We start from the raw sequence: 20422 nt of genomic DNA, 5'->3' as shown, positions 1-20422 counted from the left end.
TGGGCGTCGGGCCGCGACGGCCCGGGTCCCCCAAGTGGATACGGTGCTCCAGTTGATGTTACATCAAGCGGAAAGGCCTATCCGATAATCTTGTCCCGTAACTGCTGGTCACAGGATGTGACAATCACGCGTCAGAACCGTCTTGGACAGTCCCGTTCACGGGGCTGAGTCCGCGTCCCCCACCTTGTTGAGTACGCCCGCGCCCGGGAGGGAAACGTCGCCGGGCTGGAGCAAGGACCGTACGCGGGCGAGGAGGCCGGCGTGTTCGGCAGGCAGGTTGCCGATGAAACGCCCAGATTTGACCCCCTTCCGCGACGTCGACAAACTCCTCACCGAGCCCACCGATGCCGACGCGTCCTGGTCGGCAACACCTCCTCCATCCCACTGATCGACCTCGCCAGAACCCATGAGTCGAGTCCGCAGCCGAGCACGGCGATGCGGGAGATCGTGTTCATAAGGGCGTGTCCAAGAGGGACGCGGGTGGCCGTGGGCGAAGGACTGCCTCTCCACAGCCTTGCCGCGTCAACGCCCGCTCAGCGGGACATCCGCGTGCATGGAGGACGACCAGCAGTTTCTGGTGCGGTTCATCAGAGATACGGCTGATCAGGATCCCGGCGGCAGGTCCTGCTCAGTCCAGATGCACTTGCCGTCTCCGAAGAAGCGTGTGCCCCAGCGCCGGGAGAGGGCGGCAACCAGGTGGAGGCCTCGACCCCCCTCGTCCGTGTACCCGGCGCGCCGGATGCGCGGGGTGGTGAGGCTGTGGTCGTACACCTCGCAGATGAGTGACCGGCTGCGCAGGAGACGCAGGCAGATGGGTCCCTGTGCGTGCCGGACCACGTTGCCCACCAGTTCGCTCACCAACAGCTCGGTGGTCATGGCCAGTTCGTCCAGCTCCCAGACGCCGAGCCGGTCTCGGACGTGGGCTCGGGCCTGTCCGGCCGCCCTGGGGTCATGGGGCAGGTCATAGGAGACGACGTCGGCGGCGGGGGTGCCGCGGATGCGGGTGATGAGTAGTGCGGCGTCGTCGGTGGTTCCCTCCCGATCGGGTACCAGGGCCGAGACGATGTGGTCGCACAGCCTGTCGAGATCGCCTCCGTCGTCCGGCGGGTCGACGTCGAAGTACGGGGTGCGGCTCACTTCTTCGGCCAGGGTCCGGCGCAGCTGGACGAGGCCTTCCTCCGTGTCCCGGGTGGCGGACTCGACGAGACCGTCCGTGCAGAACACCAGCAGACTCTCGTCGGGCAGGTGCACCTCGTGGACGTCGAAGGGTGGTTCGGCGGCGCCGAGGGGAGCGTTGACGGTCAGTTCCGGACTGTGCACCGTACCGTCGGGATGCACCACGAGTGGCGGCGGATGACCTGCCAGGCAGAAGGAGCAGGTGCGAGCGACCGGGTCGTAGACGGCGTACGCGCAGGTGGCGTAGTGGTCATAGCCGAGGTCGCCGACGACTTCGTTGAGGTGGCCGAGCAGTTCGGCCGGCTCCAGCTCCAGGTCGGCGAGCGTACGGACGGCCGTGCGGAGCCGGCCCATGGTCGCGGCCTCGGTGATGCCGTGCCCCATGACGTCCCCGATCACGATGGCCACGCGGTCGGCGGACAGCGGGATGACGTCGTACCAGTCGCCGCCGACCTCGTCCCCGCCGCGCCCCGCGGGAAGGTAACGGGCCGCGGCGGAGGCGGCGGGCAGGGAGGGCAGCGTCCTGGGCAACAGGTCGCGCTGGAGTCCCTGGGCCCGGGTGTGTTCGACGTCGTACAGGCGGGCCCGTTCCAGAGCCTGCGCGACCAGACCGCTCAGGGCGGTCAGCAGGGTGCGTTCCTCCTCGTCGAAGGAGCGCGGCCGGGCGAAGGAGACGACGCAGCAGCCGACGGCGTGACCCGAGGCGATGAGCGGGAGGAAGGCCCACGCCTGCATGGGCGACATCGCGGTCAGGTTCTTCAGTTTCGGATAGAGCTCGATGAAGGCGGCCGGGGACTCGACGAACGCCGGGGTTCTGGTGCGCAGCGCCTCGGTGACCGCGGTGTTGGCGGCCAGAGGAACGCCGTCGATCCTGCTGAGGAACTCCTGCGGGTAGCCGACGGAGTCGACCACCCTGACCCGCCCGGCCTCCAGCGCCTCCACCACCAGTCCGTCCGCGCCGAACGCAGGCAGCACATGCTCCGCGACCGCCCGGACCACGTCTTGTGACGTCACGGCCTCAGCGAGGGCCACGGTCAGCACGCCCATCCGGGCGGTGCGCGCGGCCTTCGCCCTTTCCTCCGCCGAGCCCGCGCCCTGCCGCAGCCGACGGTCGGTGACGTCGAGGAACGAGACCGCCCGCCCGCTGCCCGGCACGGGGTCGAGCCGGACGTGGTAGACCCGCTGGTCGGCCGGCCAGCGCACGTCGAACCCGACCGGCCGCCCCTCAGCGGCTGCCCGCCGGCACTGGGCCTCCAGGCCACGGACGCGGGTGGCGGGAATGTCCCACAGCACGGTTCCGGGCCGTACCGGTCCGGTGGCGAGCAAGCGCTCGGCCTCCTCGTTGGCGAAGGTGATCCGCCAGTCGTCGTCGACCGTCACGAAGCCGACGCGCAGGCCGCGCAGCGTACGGAGGAACGGCTCGTGCGGCACGTAGGCGCCGTCGGATGCCGGTGCGTCCAGGTGGTCGGCGACCCATGCCGCCACCGACCGGAGCAGGGACCACTGGTCGGGGATCGGTGCCGCGGGTACCACGGTGAACACCGACAGCGCGCCCACCGGCCCGTCGGGGCCGGGCAGCGGCACGGATGCCGTACCTGATGCCCCGATCCCGGTGACGTCCCCGGTCAGCCAGACCTCGGCGACACCCCGGACGGCACGGGCAGGCGCGCAGTCGCTGTCCTCCGGGAGGCCGGCCCAGACCTCGGTGGCCGCGGGGGCGAGCCCGCTGGCCGCCATGAGCCTCAGTGTCCCGGATCCGGGGTCGCGCCGGTGTGCCACGCCGCCGAGTCCTCCCAGACCTGCGGTCGCCTGCTGCAGGGCCAGCAGCACGGCCTGGTCGCCGGGGAGTCCTGCGGCCGCCGACGCCAGCAGCGACAGCCGCGTCGGCGTCGCCGCCCCGGCATGGCCCGCACGCTCCGCGGATTGAGCCGACACATCGCCTCCAGCTTGCTGGCGCCCTGACGGCACAGGAGCGCGGCGGCGAGCCCGATGTAACCCACAGTAGTTTGTGTGTGGCCTGCGGGCTCCTTGTGCGACCGGACTCTGCAGAGCCGCTACGCGGTCGCGAGGGGACTCACGATGAGGTTGGCGAACCAGCCGTTGCGCCGCGCCGTGCCGCTGATGGCCTCGTTGACGCGTTCCAGGGGATGGACGACGTGTTCCAGCGGGCTCAGGTCGAGCAGTCCGGCCGCCACCATCTCGACCATCGCCTGCCCCTCCCCGGAGGTACACCATGCCGAGCCGATCAGCCGCAGCTGCTGGTCCAGCATCCGGTGCACGTTTGGGACGTCACCGGCGAGGGCACCGATGTTGACCGCGATGCCCGGGCCATCGCCCGCATGCCCGCGAGGAACGTCTCGTGCGGTGCTCCGGGGCCGAGGGCGTCGGTGTTGATGTCGGCGCCGTAGCCGTCGGTCTCCTCTCGCATCCACTCGTCGAGCGGGCGGTCGTCGAGGGAGTACCGACGGAAGCGGCCGGGGCGAGCTTGTCGACTTTGTCCAGGAGTACACGGTCGCGTCCGGTGCCGTAGAGGTTAGTGATGCACATGGCGGGCGCGAGCAGCGCGGCGGCCATGCCGCGGGTGCCGCTGATGCGGAGAACCTCGTCCCCTGCGGCTTCGGCTGGACGATGCTGGAGGCCGAGAGGGCACCCGATTCATCCCGTCTATCCGCTCACGGATTAGACAGGGCGGACAATACGCGGGCCGAATTCGACCCGAACAGTGCTCTGAACTGCGGAAATTCAGAGCGGCAGACGAGTCAGGCTGTACGCCGGATTTTGTCACCCGGTCGCCTCGCGGCGGCCGGGGAGACGGCCATCCATCTAGGACCAACGTTGCCGCTGGCCTCGTGCGGTCTACCCGCGGACTCGGGCGGGCAGCCCTCGAACGTCCGCGCAGAACACCTCTTACAGCGCTCCTTTTGACCTTGCTCCGGGTGGGGTTTACCTAGCTGCCCAGGTCACCCTGGGCACTGGTGGTCTCTTACACCGCCGTTTCACCCTTACCCGGCGCCTGAGCGCCGGGCGGTCTGTTTTCTGTGGCACTGTCCCGCGGGTCACCCCGGGTGGCCGTTAGCCACCACCCTGCCCTGTGGAGTCCGGACGTTCCTCGGGAAGGCCCTGAGGGCTCCACGCGGCCGTCCGCCCGGCTCGTCTGCCGTGTGGACCATGGTAGCCGACCAGGCGCGGCTCCTGGTTTCGTTCGATCAGCGACCGACGAGCGGATCCGGCGTCTCGTTGATCTGCGTCCCAACCGCAAGCTCCTGGGTGGAGTAGTCGAGCCAGAGCTCTCCCGTCACCCTGGCCCTCGCACCCAGCCGACGTCCTGCGTGCACCGCCCACTCGCGAACGCGTGCCTCATCCAGCAGCCCGTCCGGACCGAGCAGGTCCTCGCGCCCGGCTTGGTAGAGCCGGAAGGAAGCCGTCACCCGGTCCGGGACCCGTCCGCTGCCACCGATGGCCATTGCCCGCTGCTGAGCCCAGGCTCGGACGGCCTGCGTCTCAGTCTTGGAGACAGCTGGACGCGGACTCTGCCTGGCCTGTGTGGCCAGACATCCGCAACTACGGGTGTTCCCGGAAGTGACCTGGGACTGGACAGCGGTGACGATCTCGGGATTGCCGCACTGGCACCGGTAGTTGCGGACGATCTCATCTGGGCGTTCCCGATTTCGGTAGGGCTCGGAGACAGGTGACAGCAGGCTGTCCGCGTGCGGGACCGTTGGGGAGAGGCGGCGCGGTGTCGGCGGGCCCGCTTTCTTCGGCTTTCGGCGCGGAGGATGCAGTTCGCCCCATACCGCGGTGATGTAAGCATCGGCAGCGGCCTGGTGCCGGGCCGTGCCGCCGTTGAGGTATGCGTCCAGACCCGGCACAGCCTCGGGAAAGCGCGCCGAGAGGGCCGCGGCCACGGCGCTGGCCTGCTGGTAGGCCGCAGCCCGTTCAGGCACGGCCACGACCAGAGCGTGCGGAGCCGCCATTTCCGGCAGATCACCGATTCTCACGTGAACGAGCAGGTCCAGGAGCCCTGCTTCAACCAGTGCGCGGCTCTTGTCGTTCTCGTACTGGCGGCGGTCCCGCTGCCTGGCCGAGTGATGGAACACGCCGTCGTACTCGAGGCCTACGCGAACACCGTGAGGCAGATGGAAGACCGCGTCGACCTCGACGTCCTTGTAGCGCCAGTGGGCAGGCTTATGCTCCGGCGGAACGATGAGACGGCGCGAGGCGAAGTCGGGCACCTCGTGCGGCAACCGTGGATCCCGGCTCACCGGAGGTGCGAGGTCGATGAGTCCCGCGAGTTCAGCAACCAGCCGGACCTGCTCCTTCGATATCCCAGAGGTCGAGCACTTGCCGCAGCCGGTGCCCTGGACGCGGTGAGGATGGTGGCCTCCCAGCCGTGGCCGTGACGGCACCTCCAGGGCAGGGTCGCGTACATGCCCTTGCTGTCGGCTTCAGCGGCCTGCTTCCGAGGGATGTTGTGCTGGCTCGTAGGCAGTCGGCGCGGGTCAAGGCCCGGAGCATCCAGCTCGTCCGCGATTTCCGGGAACCAGGTGGACAGCGAGTTGGTGTCGTCGATCACGTACCCCGCACAGACCAGGCAGCCGTCACCCTGAAGAGTAGGGTCGGGGACTGGCGCGGTGGCTCACGGCTCCGTTTCCAGTCCCCGCCGCTTCAAACCGTGCATGCAGTTCTCCCGCACACGGCTTTCCGACATCGTTCACCGACTGGCATGCGCTGTCGCCCTGCGTACGTTTCCGGTGAGGCGATAGACCCCGAGCCGTGTGATCCACCCATAGGTGTAGCGAGTGGCCCAGTTCCGGCCCGCTCGGCCGTGTTTCCGGCTGCTGAGGATCGCCAACCGCTCATGGACGTAGCCGTCGACCGCGTTGAACTTCCGCCCGGAGTTCCCGTTGCGGAAATACGCACCCCAGCCCCGCAGGACCGGATTGAGATCGGCGACCACAGCGGACACCGGCCGCTCAGTCTTCGAGCGGCCCGTTGCCGCACGGATCTTCTCCCGCAGCACCCGAATCGCTCTGGCCGAAGGCCAGCGCTGCAAGTAGAACCTGCCCCGCCATTTCCACGACTCGACTTTCCGGTGGTGGAATCCGAGGAAATCAAAGCCCTGCCCGCCTCGGGTGAGACAGGTGATGCCGGACTTCTCGGGATGCAGTCGCATCCCCAGTTGTCCGAGCACCCGCGCCGCCAATTCCCGGGCCTGTTCTGCCCGTTGCCTGGTCGGCGACAAGACCACGAAGTCGTCGCAGTACCTCACCAGCACTCCCAGCCGACGACCCTCGTCCTGCCACACCTCGTCGAGGACATGGAGTGCGATGTTCGCCAGCAGTGGGGAAATCGGTGAGCCTTGCGGGGTTCCCGCCCCGGTCGGAGAGGTCACCCCGCCCTCCAGGACGCCCATCCGCAGCCAGGCCCGGATCAGTTTCAGCATCGGCCGGTCCACCACGTGCCGGGCCACTTGGGCCATCAGCGCGTCATGGTCGATCGTCCCGAAACAGTCCCGGATATCGGCCTCGAATACCCACTCCCGCCGTTGGTTGGCGGCGACGCGCACGGCTTCGCACGCGTCGATCGCCGACCGTTTGGGCCGAAAACCGTAGCTCGCCTCGGTGAACTGGGCCTCGAAGACCGGTTCCAGGACCAGTTTCGCGGCCGTCATCACCACCCGGTCCGCCACGGTGGGAATCGAAAGCGGCCGGAGCTCTCCCGGCCGCCCCGGTTTAGGAATCTGGACCCGCCGCAGCACCGACGGACGATACGTATACGTCCGCAGTATCTCCGACAGGACCTGGAGGAACACATCCACCCCCGAGGCCGCCACCGAGTCGACGGTCACACCGTCCACGCCGGGGGCTCCCCGGTTCGCACACACACCGGCCCATGCCCGCCGAAGAACGTCCATGCGGTGGACATGGCTATACAGGGCATGAAACCGGCGTTCGGGTTCTTGCTTGGCACAGCGGTAGAGCGTCCGCTGCAAGGCTCGGACCTTGTCCAGAGGGCGGCGGTCCGGTCCTGCGACGCCTTCCTCCCGGCGGATGGATCTAGCCGATACGGCACTCATCCGGGTCCCTCCCTGTTTGCGATCCGCATCGATGAAGCAGAGGCCCTTCGCTCCCAGCGGGTTGTGTTGTCCCGCCGATCACCACTACTACGGCCCCCTCCGACTGCCTCTCGGCAACCTGCCATTTCCCGGTTCTGCCGGTTATAGGCACGTCACGCTTCCCGGGCCGCAAACCCGGGGCCGAGGAGGCTCTCTCCAGTTCCCAGGACAACCTTCTGACCATTCCACGCCCCTTACGCCGGGAGGTTCCTCGGCGACCGCTCCAGGTTCCAGATCGCCTTCCATGGCCTTCGCCGAACAAGCACAGGCTCGGCTCCTCCTTGGCCCGCCCGCGGGCGGGGGTCAAATGACGACGCTGCAGGCTTCACTTCATGTTGCGGACTGGTCAGTTGCACGCCCCCGAAGGGCGCTTGTCACTCCACTTCGACGCCACCATTTCGAGTGACGCCGGGAGTCAGCTACCAGGGACCCTGGCGTCTCCCCGGACCGGACTTCCACCGGCTGGCTGCCCTGAGCTTGACGTCCGGTTACATCGTCCAGACCCCTTCTGAGCTGCAATGACGCCCGGACTTCTGGACGTACGCCCGCTCTTTGACCACCGCATCGAAGCGGTGCTCAACTGGCGGCCAAACTCCGGTACTTGGATCGACGGCCCATGTCAGGCAGGTCCATGGCACGCTCTCGTGTGCTGCGTGGGTGATGCCGCTAGCCGGTCTCTGTCCTCGGTACTGGGAGGCCAGGGTCGGAAGGTCTGCGAGCCGGATCAAACGGCGGCACTCGGGGCACCCCGCGCCTTTCTGGATACGGTCCTTGGGCCAGGCCGGCCACGCTTCATGGCCCAGGTCAAGGGGGCATTGCCACAGGTACGGGCTGACCTCGCCGCCTCGCTGAGCCGTCGCCGAGACGTTTTCGGATAGGGCGAAGTTGTCCCGGTGCCACTGCGCTGCGACCTCCGGGATGTCCGCGACGGTGGTTTCTCCCCGGCCACGAGTACGGCTGTCCCACCGGTTCTTGACCGTGGCCTTGTGCCGATTCCAGTAAGCGGTGACTTCGGCCTGCCGGACCTGGCCCGCTGCCAGTTCCTTCTTGATCAGCTCACGGCGGGCACCGTTAACGTCGTTCCAGACGGAGCGCATCTGGCGAAGCATTCGTAGCCGGTCCTCGCGCCCGCCGCTCCCGGTATCGAGCGGCACTGGCTGAAGTGGCCATGCGGCCAGCGCTGCCGCGTCGCTCCCGGACGCGTCTGAACCTTGAGATGCGATCACGGCGTGAGGATACGAGCGAGGTCTGACAGAGCCGCGCCGATGTCCAGATCATTCACATTTCACCAGGCCAGACGCCTCGGACAATATTTTTGTATAGTCCATGATGTCTCACTGTCAGGTGCAACGCTGCTGGTCACAGCCTTTTCGTCGAATGGTGCTTCAGGCAGCGAACGTCGCACTGCACGCACACGGCGAAATTCGACCCGGATTCGACCCGGCCGCCGATTTTCGCCGCACCACAGCGCTCTGACCTGGGAAAATACCGGGCGGGAACGATACTCGGATGTTACGCCGGGTAGCGTTCCTCCATCGTCGAGCGCAGCATCTCCAGGGACGCACGCGGTTCGAGGGCCTCGTCCGCGAGGCGGTCGAGCGCGATGCGGTACTCCTCCGTCTCGTCGCGGTCCTCCAGGAAGTTGGCGCTCCTGATGTGCTCCAGGTAGACGACGTCGGGCAGGTCCAGGCCGCCGAAGCGCAGATACGTCACGGGGATCGCGGGCGCCGACGCGTTGGTCACGTTGAGCGGCACGATCTGCACGGTGACGTTGGGACGCTCGGCCATCGCCACGAGGTGCGCGAGCTGTTCCCGCATCACCTCGTGGCCGCCCAGGACACGCAGCAGGACCGACTCGTCGATCACCGCCCACAACTGCGGGGCGTCCGGCCTGAGCAGCAACTCGGCCCGGCGGGTGCGCAGTTCGACGCGGCGCCGCACCTCGCCGGCGGGCGCGTTCGGAAGACCGCGCTCCACGACGGCCCGGGTGTAGGCGGGCGTCTGCAGCAGGCCGGGCACGTACTGGATCTCGAAGGTCCGGATGGTGGCCGCGGCCTCCTGGAGGCCGACCAGTCGGTCGAACCACTCGGGCATCAGCCGTTTGTCGTAGCGCTGCCACCAGCCCGGCTCCCCGGCCCGCCGCAGCAGCTTGAGCAGCACCGAGGCCTCGTAGTCGTCGGTGCCGTACAGCTCCAGCAGGGCACGGACGTCGCTCTCCGACGGTGGGCGGCGGCCCTTGCCGGACTCGATGCGGGAGAGCTTCGCCGGGCTGAACCCGACAGCGCGGGCCGCCTGGTCCTGGGCGAGGCCCGCGTCCTCGCGGAAGCCGGCGAGCTGCACTCCGACGAGCATCTTCAGCAGAGTCGGAGCCGGCGCCGGCCTGTCCAGATAGGGTTCCAGACGGGAGATGCGATGCGACGCGGCGGACATCAGAGCTCCCAGCAAACCGGCACAAGGGCGATTTACACTATCGCACGCCGCCGGGCCGCACCGCACCCACCCACGCGTGTTGGGACATCTTCATCCGTCCCAAAGAAGCGGAGAGTTGGGCTCCGATCGTCCCGACCGGGGCTTCACAGGAGGTGGTCGAACTCCCCGTCCTTGGCCCCGGCCACGAACGCCGCCACCTCCGCCGGCGTGTAGACGAGCGCCGGCCCGTCGGGATCACGGGAGTTGCGCATCGCGATGTCCCCGTCGACGAGAGCGGCGACCTCGACGCAGTTGCCCTCGGCGTTGCTGTGCCGGCTCTTGATCCAGCGGGCGTCCAACGAGCTGGCCCGCACTCCGTTCTGCACTGGTGGCACCGCAGTCTCCTTGTCGTTCGGGGGGGGCACGCCGCGCGCCGCGCGCCGCGCGCCGTTGCCGGTCGGGCAGGGCCGCGTACGGCGGCCCGGTGCGCCCCGCCTCAACTTCGCGCAATTTCTCGTGCAATTGCACGCGAGCGTCGTCAGCGTGGATAATAGCCGTGGCGTCAACCCCGGTGTCGGCGCCACGTCCTGACGTCGCATCGGGGAGATGCCGTGTCATCACCTGCGCCTCACACGCTCCGGTCGCCGAGTGGCGCCGAGGCGCACGCGGGTGGTCCCGGCATCGTCGGAGCACTCCCGCGCGGCCCGTACACGCCCCCGTCGTACGAGGAGCCGTCCCTGATGCCGGAGACATCGAGCAGCACGTCCGCCTCGGCCGCACTGCGCGTCGAGTGCAACCGGGAGGGCTTGGCCCGGGTCCGGTCCTTCACGCGCGACACCCTGCACGTGTGGTCACTGGACCACCGTTGCGACGATGCCACGCTCGTGATCACCGAGCTCGCCGCCAACGCCGCGACCCACGCCCTGCCGCGGACCCCGGAGGCCAGGGAGATCCGGCTCGGGTTCCGCCTCGGCCCCGCGTACCTGCTGCTCACCGTCTCCGACCCCGACGACAACCCGCCCGTGTACGCGCCGACCGCCGATTCCCTGGAGGAGCACGGCCGGGGCCTGGGCATCGTCGACGCCCTGTCCGAGGCGTGGGGCTGGTCCCCGACTCCGCCGTCGGGCAAGACGGTCTGGGCCAGGTTGTCGACCCGCCCACCCACCTGACACGACTGCCGCGGAAAGGCACCCCGCCATGCGCAGCGCTTCGACACAGCAGCCGAGCACCGAGCGCGACAAGCCCCCTACGGGGGTGGCCCCGACCACCGCGCTCACGGCGCTGGACCGTGTGCCCTGGGGCGACATCCAGGACTCCACCGGTTCCGCGACGGCCATTCCCCTCTTGCTCAACGGCATCGCCTGGGGCGACCCCGACACCGCCCGGGCCGCCCTCGGCGATCTGCGCAAGCGGATCTGCCAGTACGGCTTCGTGGTGGAGCAGGCGACCGCCGCCACGGTGCCCTTCCTGTGGGAGCTGGCGCAGTTGCCGCACGTGACCTGCCGGGCGCAGATCATCCGGTTGCTGAAGTGCATCGCCGACGCCCGCCAGTGGGAGAGCACCGCCGCCGCCTATCCCAAGCTGCTCAATCACCGCGAGAACCCCGTGGTGTGGGAGCGCGCGGCGCGGCAGGCGGTCCGCGAGCGGCGCGGCGACCTGCCGCGGCTGATGGCCGACGAGGACACGGAGATCGCCCGGGCCACGACGGAACTCGCCCGTTCGCTCGGCGTGTGACGCGCGCTCCCGAGCGGGCGGCACGTCCGCCGGGACGGCCCGAGAGGTGACGCAGCGGCGGTTGCGGGTGACGAAAGCGTGAGAGCGCCTGTCAGCACAGGTGACGCCCTCGCCTCCGGGGGCCCGGCAGTGTAGACATGGCACATGGTCCGACTCTTGGGTCGATCCGGGACTCGGTCTCCCCAGCGGCCCGGCGGACTGGCGTCCGCGCGGCGGCGGAGGGTGGCGGGTCCGTCGCGGTGGCATCCGATGGCGGGGCTGCGGTCGGTGCTGAGCGGGCGCAGCGTCGCCGGACAGGTGTTCCTGCTGCATGTCGTGATCGTGCTGCTGCTGGTCGTGGCCGCCGTGGTGGCGCTCGTGCTGCAGGTGCGGCACGACACCACACGGGAGGCCCGCCTCCGTTCCCTCGCCGTCGCCGAGACGTTCGCCAGCGCGCCGGGCACCCGTGAGGCGCTGACCGCTCCCGACCCGACGGCCGTGCTGCAACCCCGCGCCGAGGCGACCCGCAGGCTGGCGCAGGTCGACTTCGTCGTCGTCATGAACACCGACGGCATCCGCTACACCCATCCCAAGCCGGACCGCATCGGCGGGACGTTCGTCGGCACCATCGCCCCCGCGCTGGCCGGACGGCCCGTCACCGAGGAGATCACCGGCACCATCGGCCGCCTCGTGCAGGCGGTGGTGCCCATCAGGGACCCCGACGGCAAGGTGGTGGGCCTGGTGTCGGCGGGCATCACCACCGAGCACGTCGGAGGCGCCGCGAACCAACAGCTGCCGCTCGTGCTGTCGGCCGCCGCGGCCGCCCTCGCCCTGGCCACCGGGGGCGCGGGACTGGTCAGCAGGAGGCTGCTGCGCCAGACGCACGGCCTGGGACCGCACGAGATGACCCGGATGTACGAGCACCATGACGCGGTGCTGCACGCCGTCCGGGAGGGCGTGATCATCCTCGACGACGGGGGCACTCTGCTGCTCGCCAACGACGAGGCGCACCGCCTGCTGGGCCTGCCCGCCGACGCCGAGGGACGCCATGTGCTCGACCTCGGCCTGGACCCCGGCACAGCCGAGCTGCTGGCCTCCGGACGCGTCGCCACCGACGAGGTGCACCTGGTCGGCGACCGGCTGCTGGCGATCAACCAGAGGCCCACGGACCGCGCCGGCGGACCGCCCGGCAGCGTGGCCACGCTCCGCGACTCCACGGAGCTGCGCGCCCTGTCCGGCCGGGCCGAGACGGCGCGTGAGCGGCTGAACATGCTGTACGACGCCGGGGTCGGCATCGGCACCAGTCTGGACGTGACCCGCACCGCCGAGGAGCTGACGGAGCTGGCCGTGCCCCGGTTCGCGGACTTCTGCACGGTGGACCTGTTCGAGGCGGTTCTGGGCGGCGGTCAGCCGGACGGGGCGGCGGCGCTGCGCCGTACGGCACTGGGCGGGATCCGCAAGGACGCCCCGTTGTACCCGGTCGGCGAGCAGATCCGGTTCGTGGCCTCCTCCCCGCAGGGACGCAGCCTCGCCGACGGACGGCCCGTCCTGGAGCCGCGGCTCGGCGACGCCCCCGGCTGGCGGGCGCAGGACTTCGAGCGTGCCGGCCAGGTCGTGGAGTACGGCATCCACTCGCTGATCACCGTGCCGCTGCGGGCCGGTGCCCTGGTGCTCGGGGTGGTCAGCTTCTGGCGTGCGGACCAGCCCGAGCCGTTCGACGCGGACGAGCTGGCGCTGGCCGAGGAGCTGGTCGCCCGGGCCGCCGTGTCCATCGACAACGCCCGCCGCTACACGCGCGAGCACAGCATGGCGGTGACGCTGCAGCGCAGCCTGCTCCCCCGCACACTGCCCGAGCAGGGCGCGCTGGAGATCGCCTTCCGCTATCTGCCCGCGCAGGCCGGGGTGGGCGGTGACTGGTTCGACGTCCTGCCGCTGTCCGGTGCGCGCGTGGCGCTGGTGGTCGGTGACGTCGTCGGTCACGGACTGCACGCGGCGGCGACGATGGGCCGGCTGCGGACCGCGGTGCACAACTTCACCGCGCTCGACCTGCCTCCCGACGAGCTCATCACGCTGCTCGACGAGTTGGTCGGCCGCATCGACCAGGACGAGGCGGAGGAGGGCGCGACCGCCCCGGTCACCGGAGCGACCTGCCTGTACGCCGTCTACGACCCGGTGTCGCGGCGGTGCACCGTCGCCCGCGCCGGACATCCCCCGCCGGCGCTGATCCGGCCCGACGGCCGTGTGGAGTTCCCCGACGTGCCCGCGGGTCCCCCACTGGGGCTGGGCGGTCTGCCGTTCGAGACGGCCGAGCTGGAGCTGGAGGAGGGCAGTCGGCTCGTGCTGTACACCGACGGGCTCGTCGAGGACCGGGAGCGGGACATCGACGTCGGCCTGGAGCTGCTGCGCGAGGCCCTGTCCCGGGCCGGCGAGTCGCCGGAGGACACCTGCCGGGCGGTCCTCGAGGCGCGACGTCCGGCCCGGGCCAGCGACGACATCGCGCTGATCGTCGCGCGCACCCGGGCGCTCACCGCCGACCAGGTCGCCGAGTGGCCGGTGCCGTCCGACCCGGCGGCCGTCGCCGAGGTGCGCGCGGCGGTCACCCGGCAGCTGGCGCAGTGGGGCCTGGACGAACTGGCGTTCACCACGGAGCTGATCCTGAGCGAGCTGGTCACCAACGCGATCCGGTACGGTTCCGGCCCGATCCATGTACGGGTGCTGCGGGACCGCAATCTGATCTGCGAGGTCTTCGACAGCAGCAGCACCTCGCCGCACCTGAGGTATGCGGCCATGACCGACGAGGGCGGCCGGGGCCTGTTCCTCGTCGCGCAGCTCGCGGAGCGCTGGGGCACCCGCTATGTGCCCGCGGGGAAGGTCATCTGGGCCGAACAGCCGCTGCCGTGAGCGCCGCTCATAAAAGAGCCTTATGAGCCCATAGACCGGACCCGCGTACCGACTTAGGCATGCCTTAGCTTAGGCTTCCCGGCGAGTCACCTGTCCTCGCTCGAAGGGAACCTGACCATGCCCCGCCCCCTGCGGGTAGCCATCGTCGGATCCGGCCCCGCCGGGATCTACGCCGCCGACGCCCTGCTCAAGTCCGAGGTGGCCGCCGAACCCGGCGTGTCCATCGACATCTTCGAGCGCATGCCGGCGCCGTTCGGACTGATCCGGTACGGCGTCGCTCCCGACCACCCGCGGATCAAGGGCATCATCACGGCCCTCCACCAGGTGCTCGACAAGCCGCAGATACGCCTGTTCGGCAACGTGGACTACCCGACCGACATCAGCCTGGACGACCTGCGCGCGTTCTACGACGGCGTGATCTTCGCCACGGGCGCGATGGCCGACCGGGCGCTGCCCATCCCGGGCATCGACCTCGAAGGCTCCTACGGCGCCGCCGACTTCGTGTCCTGGTACGACGGGCACCCGGACGTGCCGCGCACCTGGCCCCTGGAGGCCGAGAAGGTCGCCGTGCTCGGCGTCGGCAACGTCGCCCTCGACATCGCGCGCATCCTGGCCAAGACGGCCGACGAGCTGCTGCCGACGGAGATCCCGGCGAACGTCTACGAGGGCCTGAAGGCCAACCGGGCCAAGGAGATCCACGTGTTCGGCCGCCGGGGCCCCGCCCAGGCGAAGTTCAGCCCGATGGAACTGCGCGAGCTCGACCACTCCCCCACCATCGAGGTCGTCGTCGACCCCGAGGACATCGACTACGACGACGGCTCGATCGCCACCCGGCGCGGCAACAAGCAGGCCGACATGGTCGCCAAGACCCTGGAGAACTGGGCGATCCGCGACGTGGGCGACCGTCCGCACAAGCTGTTCCTGCACTTCTTCGAGTCGCCGGTGGAGGTGCTCGGCGAGGACGGCAGGGTGGTCGGTCTGCGCACCGAGCGCACCGAGCTGGACGGCACCGGCAACGTCAGGGGCACCGGCACCTTCAAGGACTGGGACGTCAGCGCGGTGTACCGCGCGGTGGGCTACCTGTCGGACCAACTCCCCAAGCTGCCCTGGGACCTGGAGACCGGAACCGTCCCGGACGAGGGCGGCCGGGTCATCGGCGAGACCGGCGAGCATGTGCAGTCCACGTACGTCACCGGCTGGATCCGGCGCGGCCCGGTGGGTCTGATCGGCCACACCAAGGGCGACGCCAACGAGACGGTGGCCAACCTGCTGGACGACTTCGCCAACGGCCGTCTGCACACGCCCGCTTCGCCCGCCCCGGAGGCGGTGGACGCGTTCCTCGCCGAGCGGAACGTCCGCTTCACCACCTGGGAGGGCTGGTACCGGCTGGACGCCGCGGAGAAGGCGCTGGGCGAGCCGCAGGGACGAGAGCGCGTGAAGATCGTCGAGCGTGAGGACATGCTGCGGGAGAGCGGCGCCTGAGCGGGTGAGCCACCGCTGACACGTCAAGGGCCGGGAGCGTCGCCGCTCCTGGCCCCTCTCGCATGCCCGGACACCGCGTTGCGATGAAGTTCCCACTCCGGTGGTGGAGTTTGTGTACGATCCATCTTCACCGAAACACCACACGGCCTTCACTGTAGGGCCATGCAGGGGGGATGACTTCCATGCGTATACGCCTCGCCGCCACCACTGCCGCCGCCGCGGGCACGCTGGCCGTCCTGACGGCCGTTCCGGCCCAGGCCGCCGAATACAGCTCCGCGCTGAAGATCCGGGGCATCCAGTACGACGCGCCCGGCCGGGACTCCAACAGCTGCTCGACGGGCAACACCGACGAGGAGTACCTGACGATCAAGAACTACTCGTCGTCGGCGACGGTGAACCTGAAGGGCTACGTGGTCAAGGACGCGGCCGGGAACAGGTTCGCCTTCACCGCCAACCACTACCTCCAGCCCGGTGACTATGTGAAGCTGCGCGGCGGCAACGGCACCGACTCGGACCGGAACAACGTCGTGTACCGCGACAACTGCAACTTCATGTGGAACAACGACAAGGACACGATCTACGTGTACAAGCCGTCCGGCAGCCGCGCCGACGTCCACTCGTACACCAGGAGCGGTTCCGACGCGGACGGCAACGGCTACATCACGTACCACGGCTGATTGGCCGAGCGGGCGGGCAGGGCGTGACCGGCCGGGACAGGGACTCCCCGCCGGCACCAGCGGTGTTGTACCGGCGCACCGACGCGGGCTGGAAGGCCGGCATGCCCTGGCCCGCCCGCCCGCACGCGCTGCGGGGCCGGAACGACGACCACCGCGCAGGCGATCTCCGGTTCCCGCGGCACCGCCGACGCGGCCGACCCGGGCTGGCCGCCGAGGGGCGGAGGCCCTGCATGGCATCCGGTGGTCGTCATGGGGACGCCGAGTCGCTGCGGCGGTGACGTCCCGCGCGTGAGGGCGTCCGGGTGGGCCGGCGCTGTCCCGCAGCGGCCTCGTCCCGCTCCGTTCCTTCTCGTTTCTTCGCCGTTCCTTCCTATCGGACGTCCGGTACGGGCTGGACGGTTGCCGTGTGGTGCCACCGCGGCAAGGAGTCCACCAGCAGGAGCCGGCCCGACTCCCCCGGCTGGAGGCACACCGAGCGGTCCAGGAGCCGGATGTCGATGGGCGAGCAGTCGGAGGACGGGACGGCGATCTCCAGGTGTCCGTGCTCCAGGCGCAGCCGGACGCCCCAGTGGCCCTGGTACCGCAGGGCGAAGCCGTACGAGGAGAGTTCCGGGAGCGGGACCGGGTCGAGCCACAGGGCGCCGCTGCGGGTCTCCAGACCGGTCAGGCCGCGCTGCACGAGGTCCAGGGTGCCGGCCATGGCGCCGAGGTGGATGCCCTCGCCGGTGGTGCCGCCCTGCACGTCGGCGATGTCGCCGCGCAGTGCCTCCAGGCAGAACTCCCACGCCTCGGCCCGCCGGGCCCGTGCCAGGACCCAGCCGTGGACCAGGCCGCTGAGCGTGGAGCCGTGGCTGGTGCGGTGCAGGTAGTGGTCGACGGTGCGCCGCCAGGTGTCCTCGTCGAGACGGTGGCCCAGGCGCCGGAAGAGCCCCTGGAGCTCGGCCGGGGAGAAGAGGTAGCCGAGCATCAGCACGTCGGCCTGCTTGGAGGCCTGGTAGCGGTTGACCGTGTCGCCTTCCGCCTCCAGGATCCTGTCCAGGCGCCGGATGTCGCCGTAGCGCTGCCGGTAGGCGTGCCAGTCCAGCTCGGCGAGGTCGCCGTAGCCGTGGAACTGGCTGATGACGCCCCGGTGGAAGGGGATGTGCAGGGCGCGGGAGACGTCCTCCCACTGGTCGAGCTCGCTGTCGTCCAGGCCGGTCCGTTCGGCGAGTTCGCGCCGCCGGGGCTCGGGCAGGGTGCGCAGCACCTCCAGCGTGTGGCTGAGCACCCAGGCGGCGGTGACGTTGGTGTACGCGTTGTCGTCTAGGCCGGGTCCGGTGGCGCCGGGGTAGGCGTCGTGGTACTCGTCGGGGCCGACCACGCCCCTGATGCGGTACCGCATCAGGTCGTCGTCCCAGGTGGCGCAGTCCGCCCAGAAGCGGGCGATCTGCAGCAGCATCTCGGCGCCCTTGGTGTGCAGGAACTCGGTGTCGCCGCTGGCCTCGCAGTACTGCCACACGTTGTAGGCGATCGCGGATCCGACGTGGTGCTGGAGGCGGGAGTGGTCGGGCAGCCAGCGTCCCGAGCGCGGGTTGAGGTGCAGCTCCTGGGTCTCCTCGCGGCCGTCGCTGCCACTCTGCCAGGGGAACATCGCGCCTCTGCGGCCCGCGTCGCGGGCGGCGCTGCAGGCGCGGTCCAGGCGCCGGTGACGGTAGTGCAGCAGGGCGCGGGAGACCTCCGGGAAGTGCAGGTTGAGGTAGGGCAGGACGAACAGTTCGTCCCAGAAGACGTGGCCGCGGTAGGCCTCGCCGTGCAGTCCCCGGGCCGGGACGCCCACGTCGAGGTCGGCGGTGTGCGGGGACAGGGTCTGCAGGACGTGGAAGAGGTGCAGCCGCAGGATGCCGCCGGCCTCGCCGGGGACGTCGAGTTCCGCGCGGCGCCACAGCTGGGCCCAGGCCGTGCGGTGCGAGGCGAGCAGGTCGTCGAAGCCGGGTGCCCGGCCGACCCGGTCGACCGCGGCGTGCAGCGGGTCGCTGATCGCCGGGTCGCGGGACGTGTACAGGGCGACGGTCTTGTCGACGGTGACGGTCCGGCCGGCGACCAGGTCCAGGCGCGTGTGCTGGACGGCGCGCCAGCGCTCGTGGTGGATCGCGCCGGGCGTGTCGGCGGCGAGCCGGGCGGCCAGGCCGACGCGGATGTCGGAGGTGCGGGTGCGGCAGCGCAGCCACAGCGTGTCGGGGGCGGTGCTGCCGGTGTGCACGTGGGTCAGGTGACGGCCGTCCAGGTCCCGGTACCGGGGCACGCCGGCGTTGGTGACGCCGCCGTCCAGCGCCGCTTCCACGTCGAGCGGGCCCGAGTGTCCCTCGGCGGTGAACTCGGTGCGCAGCGCGGCCAGATGCGGGTCGGCCATGTGCACGATCCGCTGCTGGCGCACCGCCAGGACCCGGCCGTCGCCGAGGCCGTAGCGCGTCCGGCGCTCCAGCACCCCGGAGGTCAGGTGCAGGGTCTCGTGGTGGTCGAGCACCGGGGCGGTGTCGGGTCCGAGCCACAGCCCGCCGGGGACGCGGAAGCGCAACGGCAGCCAGTTCGGCAGGTTGACCATGTCCTCGTTCTCGACGCGCCGGCCGGCCACCTCGGAGGTGAGCCGGTTGTAGCAGCCCGCCACGTACGTGCCCGGGTAGTGCACGTCGTCGGCGACGCACTCCGGCAGCGCGCCCCGGGTGGCGAAGTAGCCGTTGCCCAGCGTGCACAGCGACTCCCTCAGCCGCGCGTCAGCCGGGGCGTAGCCCTCGTACTCCCATGTCCAGCCCATCACCTCGACGCTCCTCCGGCCGGCGGCCCGCGCCTGGTGCGACGCGGCCGTGCCGCTCGGGGTACCCGTGCCCGGCACGGGGCACACACCGGCGGGACCGTGTCCGTGAACACCCGGAGGTTTCCCGTGCGCCCTCGCGCCGCTCACGGGGACGCGGTGGGATCACACCCGCTGCGGCACGATCACCACCGGGCAGGCCGCGTGGTGCAGCAGCGTGTGTCCCACCCGGCCCAGTTGCAGGCCCCGGTGCCCGGTCCGGCGCCGGGCACCGACGATCACGAGGTCGGCGGCGGCCGACCGGGCCAGCAGCACCTTGCGGGCCGGCCCTTCCACGGTGTGCCGGCGCACCCGGACCTTGGGGTACTCCGCCGTGAGATCCCGCAGCAGGGTGTCGAGCAGGGCGGACGCCAGCTCCTCGTGCCGGCGCGCCGCGTCTCCGGCGAGCCGGGGCCGGCCGGCGGCCTCGTACGCGGGGCGCCTCCAGGCCCGGACGACGTCCAGGACGCATCCGCGCGTCTCGGCCTCGAAGAACGCGAACCGCACCGCCTCGCCGCCGGTGGCGGGTTCTCCCGCGCCGAGCAGGATCCGGTCGTGGGCGCCTGCCAGGCCCGCGGAGTCCCCGCGCACCACGATCACCGGGCCGTGCGCCCGCGCCGCCACGACCAGGCCGACGGAGCCCAGCAACAGGCCCTTCAGTTCTCCCCGGCCGCGTGATCCCGTCACCAGCGCGGTGGCGTTGTGCCCTTCGCGCAGCAGCGCGGCCGCCGCGTCCTCGGGGACGACGTCGACGGAGATCTCGATCTCGGGCCGGCGTCGGCGGGCCCGCTCCGCGGCGCCCGTGACGATGGCGTCCGCCACCGCGTCCTCGGAGCGGCGCTCCGGTCCGCCGGACGGGGCGGCGCCCTCGTAGCGCTCCCAGAGGGAGCCGTACACCAGCCGCAGCGGCAGACCGCGCCGGGCCGCTTCGTCCGCCGCCCAGTCGACCGCCCGCAGGCTGGGCTCGGATCCGTCCACACCCACGACCAGGGGCAGTTTCATCGTTGCCACCGCCTTCCGCCGGGCCGCACGGGCATCCCGCACAGGGCTCCAGTGCCACCTTGGCACTCCCGACCGGTCGACAGGAAGGGCGGTTCGTCCCCTTCCGGCACCGTTCGACCC

General features: G+C 70.5%; 15 protein-coding genes and 1 other RNA gene. 5 read left to right on the top strand and 11 right to left on the bottom strand.

The genetic code is table 11. The features are described 5' to 3' along the window. Positions 1-603: 603 nt before the first annotated feature. The 9 genes from ACFPZJ_RS33275 to ACFPZJ_RS33235 form a co-directional block, all read right to left on the bottom strand. Positions 604-3111 carry a SpoIIE family protein phosphatase gene (locus tag ACFPZJ_RS33275; protein ID WP_308297000.1) on the bottom strand — a complete coding sequence of 836 codons (2508 nt, stop codon included), beginning with the start codon at positions 3109-3111 and terminating at the stop codon, positions 604-606. Positions 3112-3230: 119 nt separating this feature from the next. Further along, positions 3231-3446: a hypothetical protein gene (locus tag ACFPZJ_RS33270; RefSeq protein WP_215153552.1), complete on the bottom strand. Its 216-nt coding sequence runs from the start codon at positions 3444-3446 to the stop codon at positions 3231-3233. Continuing rightward, positions 3422-3604, bottom strand: coding sequence for a hypothetical protein (locus ACFPZJ_RS33265; RefSeq protein ID WP_381029530.1), 183 nt, complete (start codon positions 3602-3604; stop codon positions 3422-3424). The genes ACFPZJ_RS33270 and ACFPZJ_RS33265 overlap by 25 nt, the downstream gene beginning before the upstream one ends. A 323-nt stretch (positions 3605-3927) precedes the next feature. After that, an RNA gene (gene rnpB / locus ACFPZJ_RS33260) (RNase P RNA component class A) lies at positions 3928-4329 on the bottom strand. Between the two features lie 53 nt (positions 4330-4382). Further along, a complete protein-coding gene (locus tag ACFPZJ_RS33255) occupies positions 4383-5408 on the bottom strand; it encodes an Lsr2 family protein (RefSeq protein ID WP_215153550.1) in 1026 nt (341 codons plus the stop codon). Between the two features lie 479 nt (positions 5409-5887). Next, positions 5888-7090, bottom strand: coding sequence for a group II intron reverse transcriptase/maturase (gene ltrA, locus ACFPZJ_RS33250; RefSeq protein ID WP_381029601.1), 1203 nt, complete (start codon positions 7088-7090; stop codon positions 5888-5890). A gap of 689 nt (positions 7091-7779) precedes the next feature. Continuing rightward, complete coding sequence (locus ACFPZJ_RS33245) at positions 7780-8517, bottom strand: zinc-ribbon domain-containing protein (protein WP_381029527.1); 738 nt, start codon at positions 8515-8517, stop codon at positions 7780-7782. Positions 8518-8803: 286 nt separating this feature from the next. Continuing rightward, a complete protein-coding gene (locus ACFPZJ_RS33240) occupies positions 8804-9721 on the bottom strand; it encodes a helix-turn-helix domain-containing protein (RefSeq protein ID WP_381029524.1) in 918 nt (305 codons plus the stop codon). Positions 9722-9864: 143 nt separating this feature from the next. Continuing rightward, a complete protein-coding gene (locus ACFPZJ_RS33235; RefSeq protein ID WP_381029521.1) occupies positions 9865-10095 on the bottom strand; it encodes a DUF397 domain-containing protein in 231 nt (76 codons plus the stop codon). 192 nt (positions 10096-10287) lie between these two features. Here ACFPZJ_RS33235 and ACFPZJ_RS33230 point away from each other — a divergent pair, with 192 nt between their 5' ends. From ACFPZJ_RS33230 to ACFPZJ_RS33210, 5 genes are all read left to right on the top strand, one after another. Beyond that, complete coding sequence (locus tag ACFPZJ_RS33230) at positions 10288-10869, top strand: ATP-binding protein (RefSeq protein WP_381029599.1); 582 nt, start codon at positions 10288-10290, stop codon at positions 10867-10869. Positions 10870-10897: 28 nt separating this feature from the next. Then, positions 10898-11434: a hypothetical protein gene (locus ACFPZJ_RS33225; RefSeq protein ID WP_381029518.1), complete on the top strand. Its 537-nt coding sequence runs from the start codon at positions 10898-10900 to the stop codon at positions 11432-11434. A 249-nt stretch (positions 11435-11683) separates the two neighbouring features. Then, positions 11684-14314, top strand: a complete 2631-nt coding sequence (locus ACFPZJ_RS33220; RefSeq protein ID WP_381029515.1) for a SpoIIE family protein phosphatase — start codon at positions 11684-11686, stop codon at positions 14312-14314. Between the two features lie 117 nt (positions 14315-14431). Next, the gene (locus tag ACFPZJ_RS33215; protein WP_381029513.1) at positions 14432-15796 is read left to right on the top strand and encodes an FAD-dependent oxidoreductase; all 1365 of its coding nucleotides are present in this window, start codon (positions 14432-14434) and stop codon (positions 15794-15796) included. Between the two features lie 182 nt (positions 15797-15978). Next, positions 15979-16473 carry a lamin tail domain-containing protein gene (locus ACFPZJ_RS33210; protein ID WP_381029510.1) on the top strand — a complete coding sequence of 165 codons (495 nt, stop codon included), beginning with the start codon at positions 15979-15981 and terminating at the stop codon, positions 16471-16473. 370 nt (positions 16474-16843) lie between these two features. Here ACFPZJ_RS33210 and ACFPZJ_RS33205 read toward each other — a convergent pair whose 3' ends face one another. Both ACFPZJ_RS33205 and ACFPZJ_RS33200 read right to left on the bottom strand, forming a co-directional pair. Next, positions 16844-19267 carry a glycoside hydrolase family 65 protein gene (locus ACFPZJ_RS33205; protein ID WP_381029508.1) on the bottom strand — a complete coding sequence of 808 codons (2424 nt, stop codon included), beginning with the start codon at positions 19265-19267 and terminating at the stop codon, positions 16844-16846. A gap of 159 nt (positions 19268-19426) precedes the next feature. Continuing rightward, positions 19427-20302 (bottom strand): universal stress protein, encoded by an 876-nt coding sequence (locus ACFPZJ_RS33200; protein WP_381029506.1) that lies wholly within the window; start codon positions 20300-20302, stop codon positions 19427-19429. Positions 20303-20422 lie beyond the last annotated feature (120 nt).

Source organism: Streptomyces bullii (assembly GCF_042657145.1).
Classification (GTDB): Bacteria; Actinomycetota; Actinomycetes; order Streptomycetales; family Streptomycetaceae; genus Streptomyces; species Streptomyces bullii.
The sequence above is the reverse complement of the archived record's forward strand: the minus strand, read 5'-3'. Positions and strand labels throughout refer to the sequence as shown.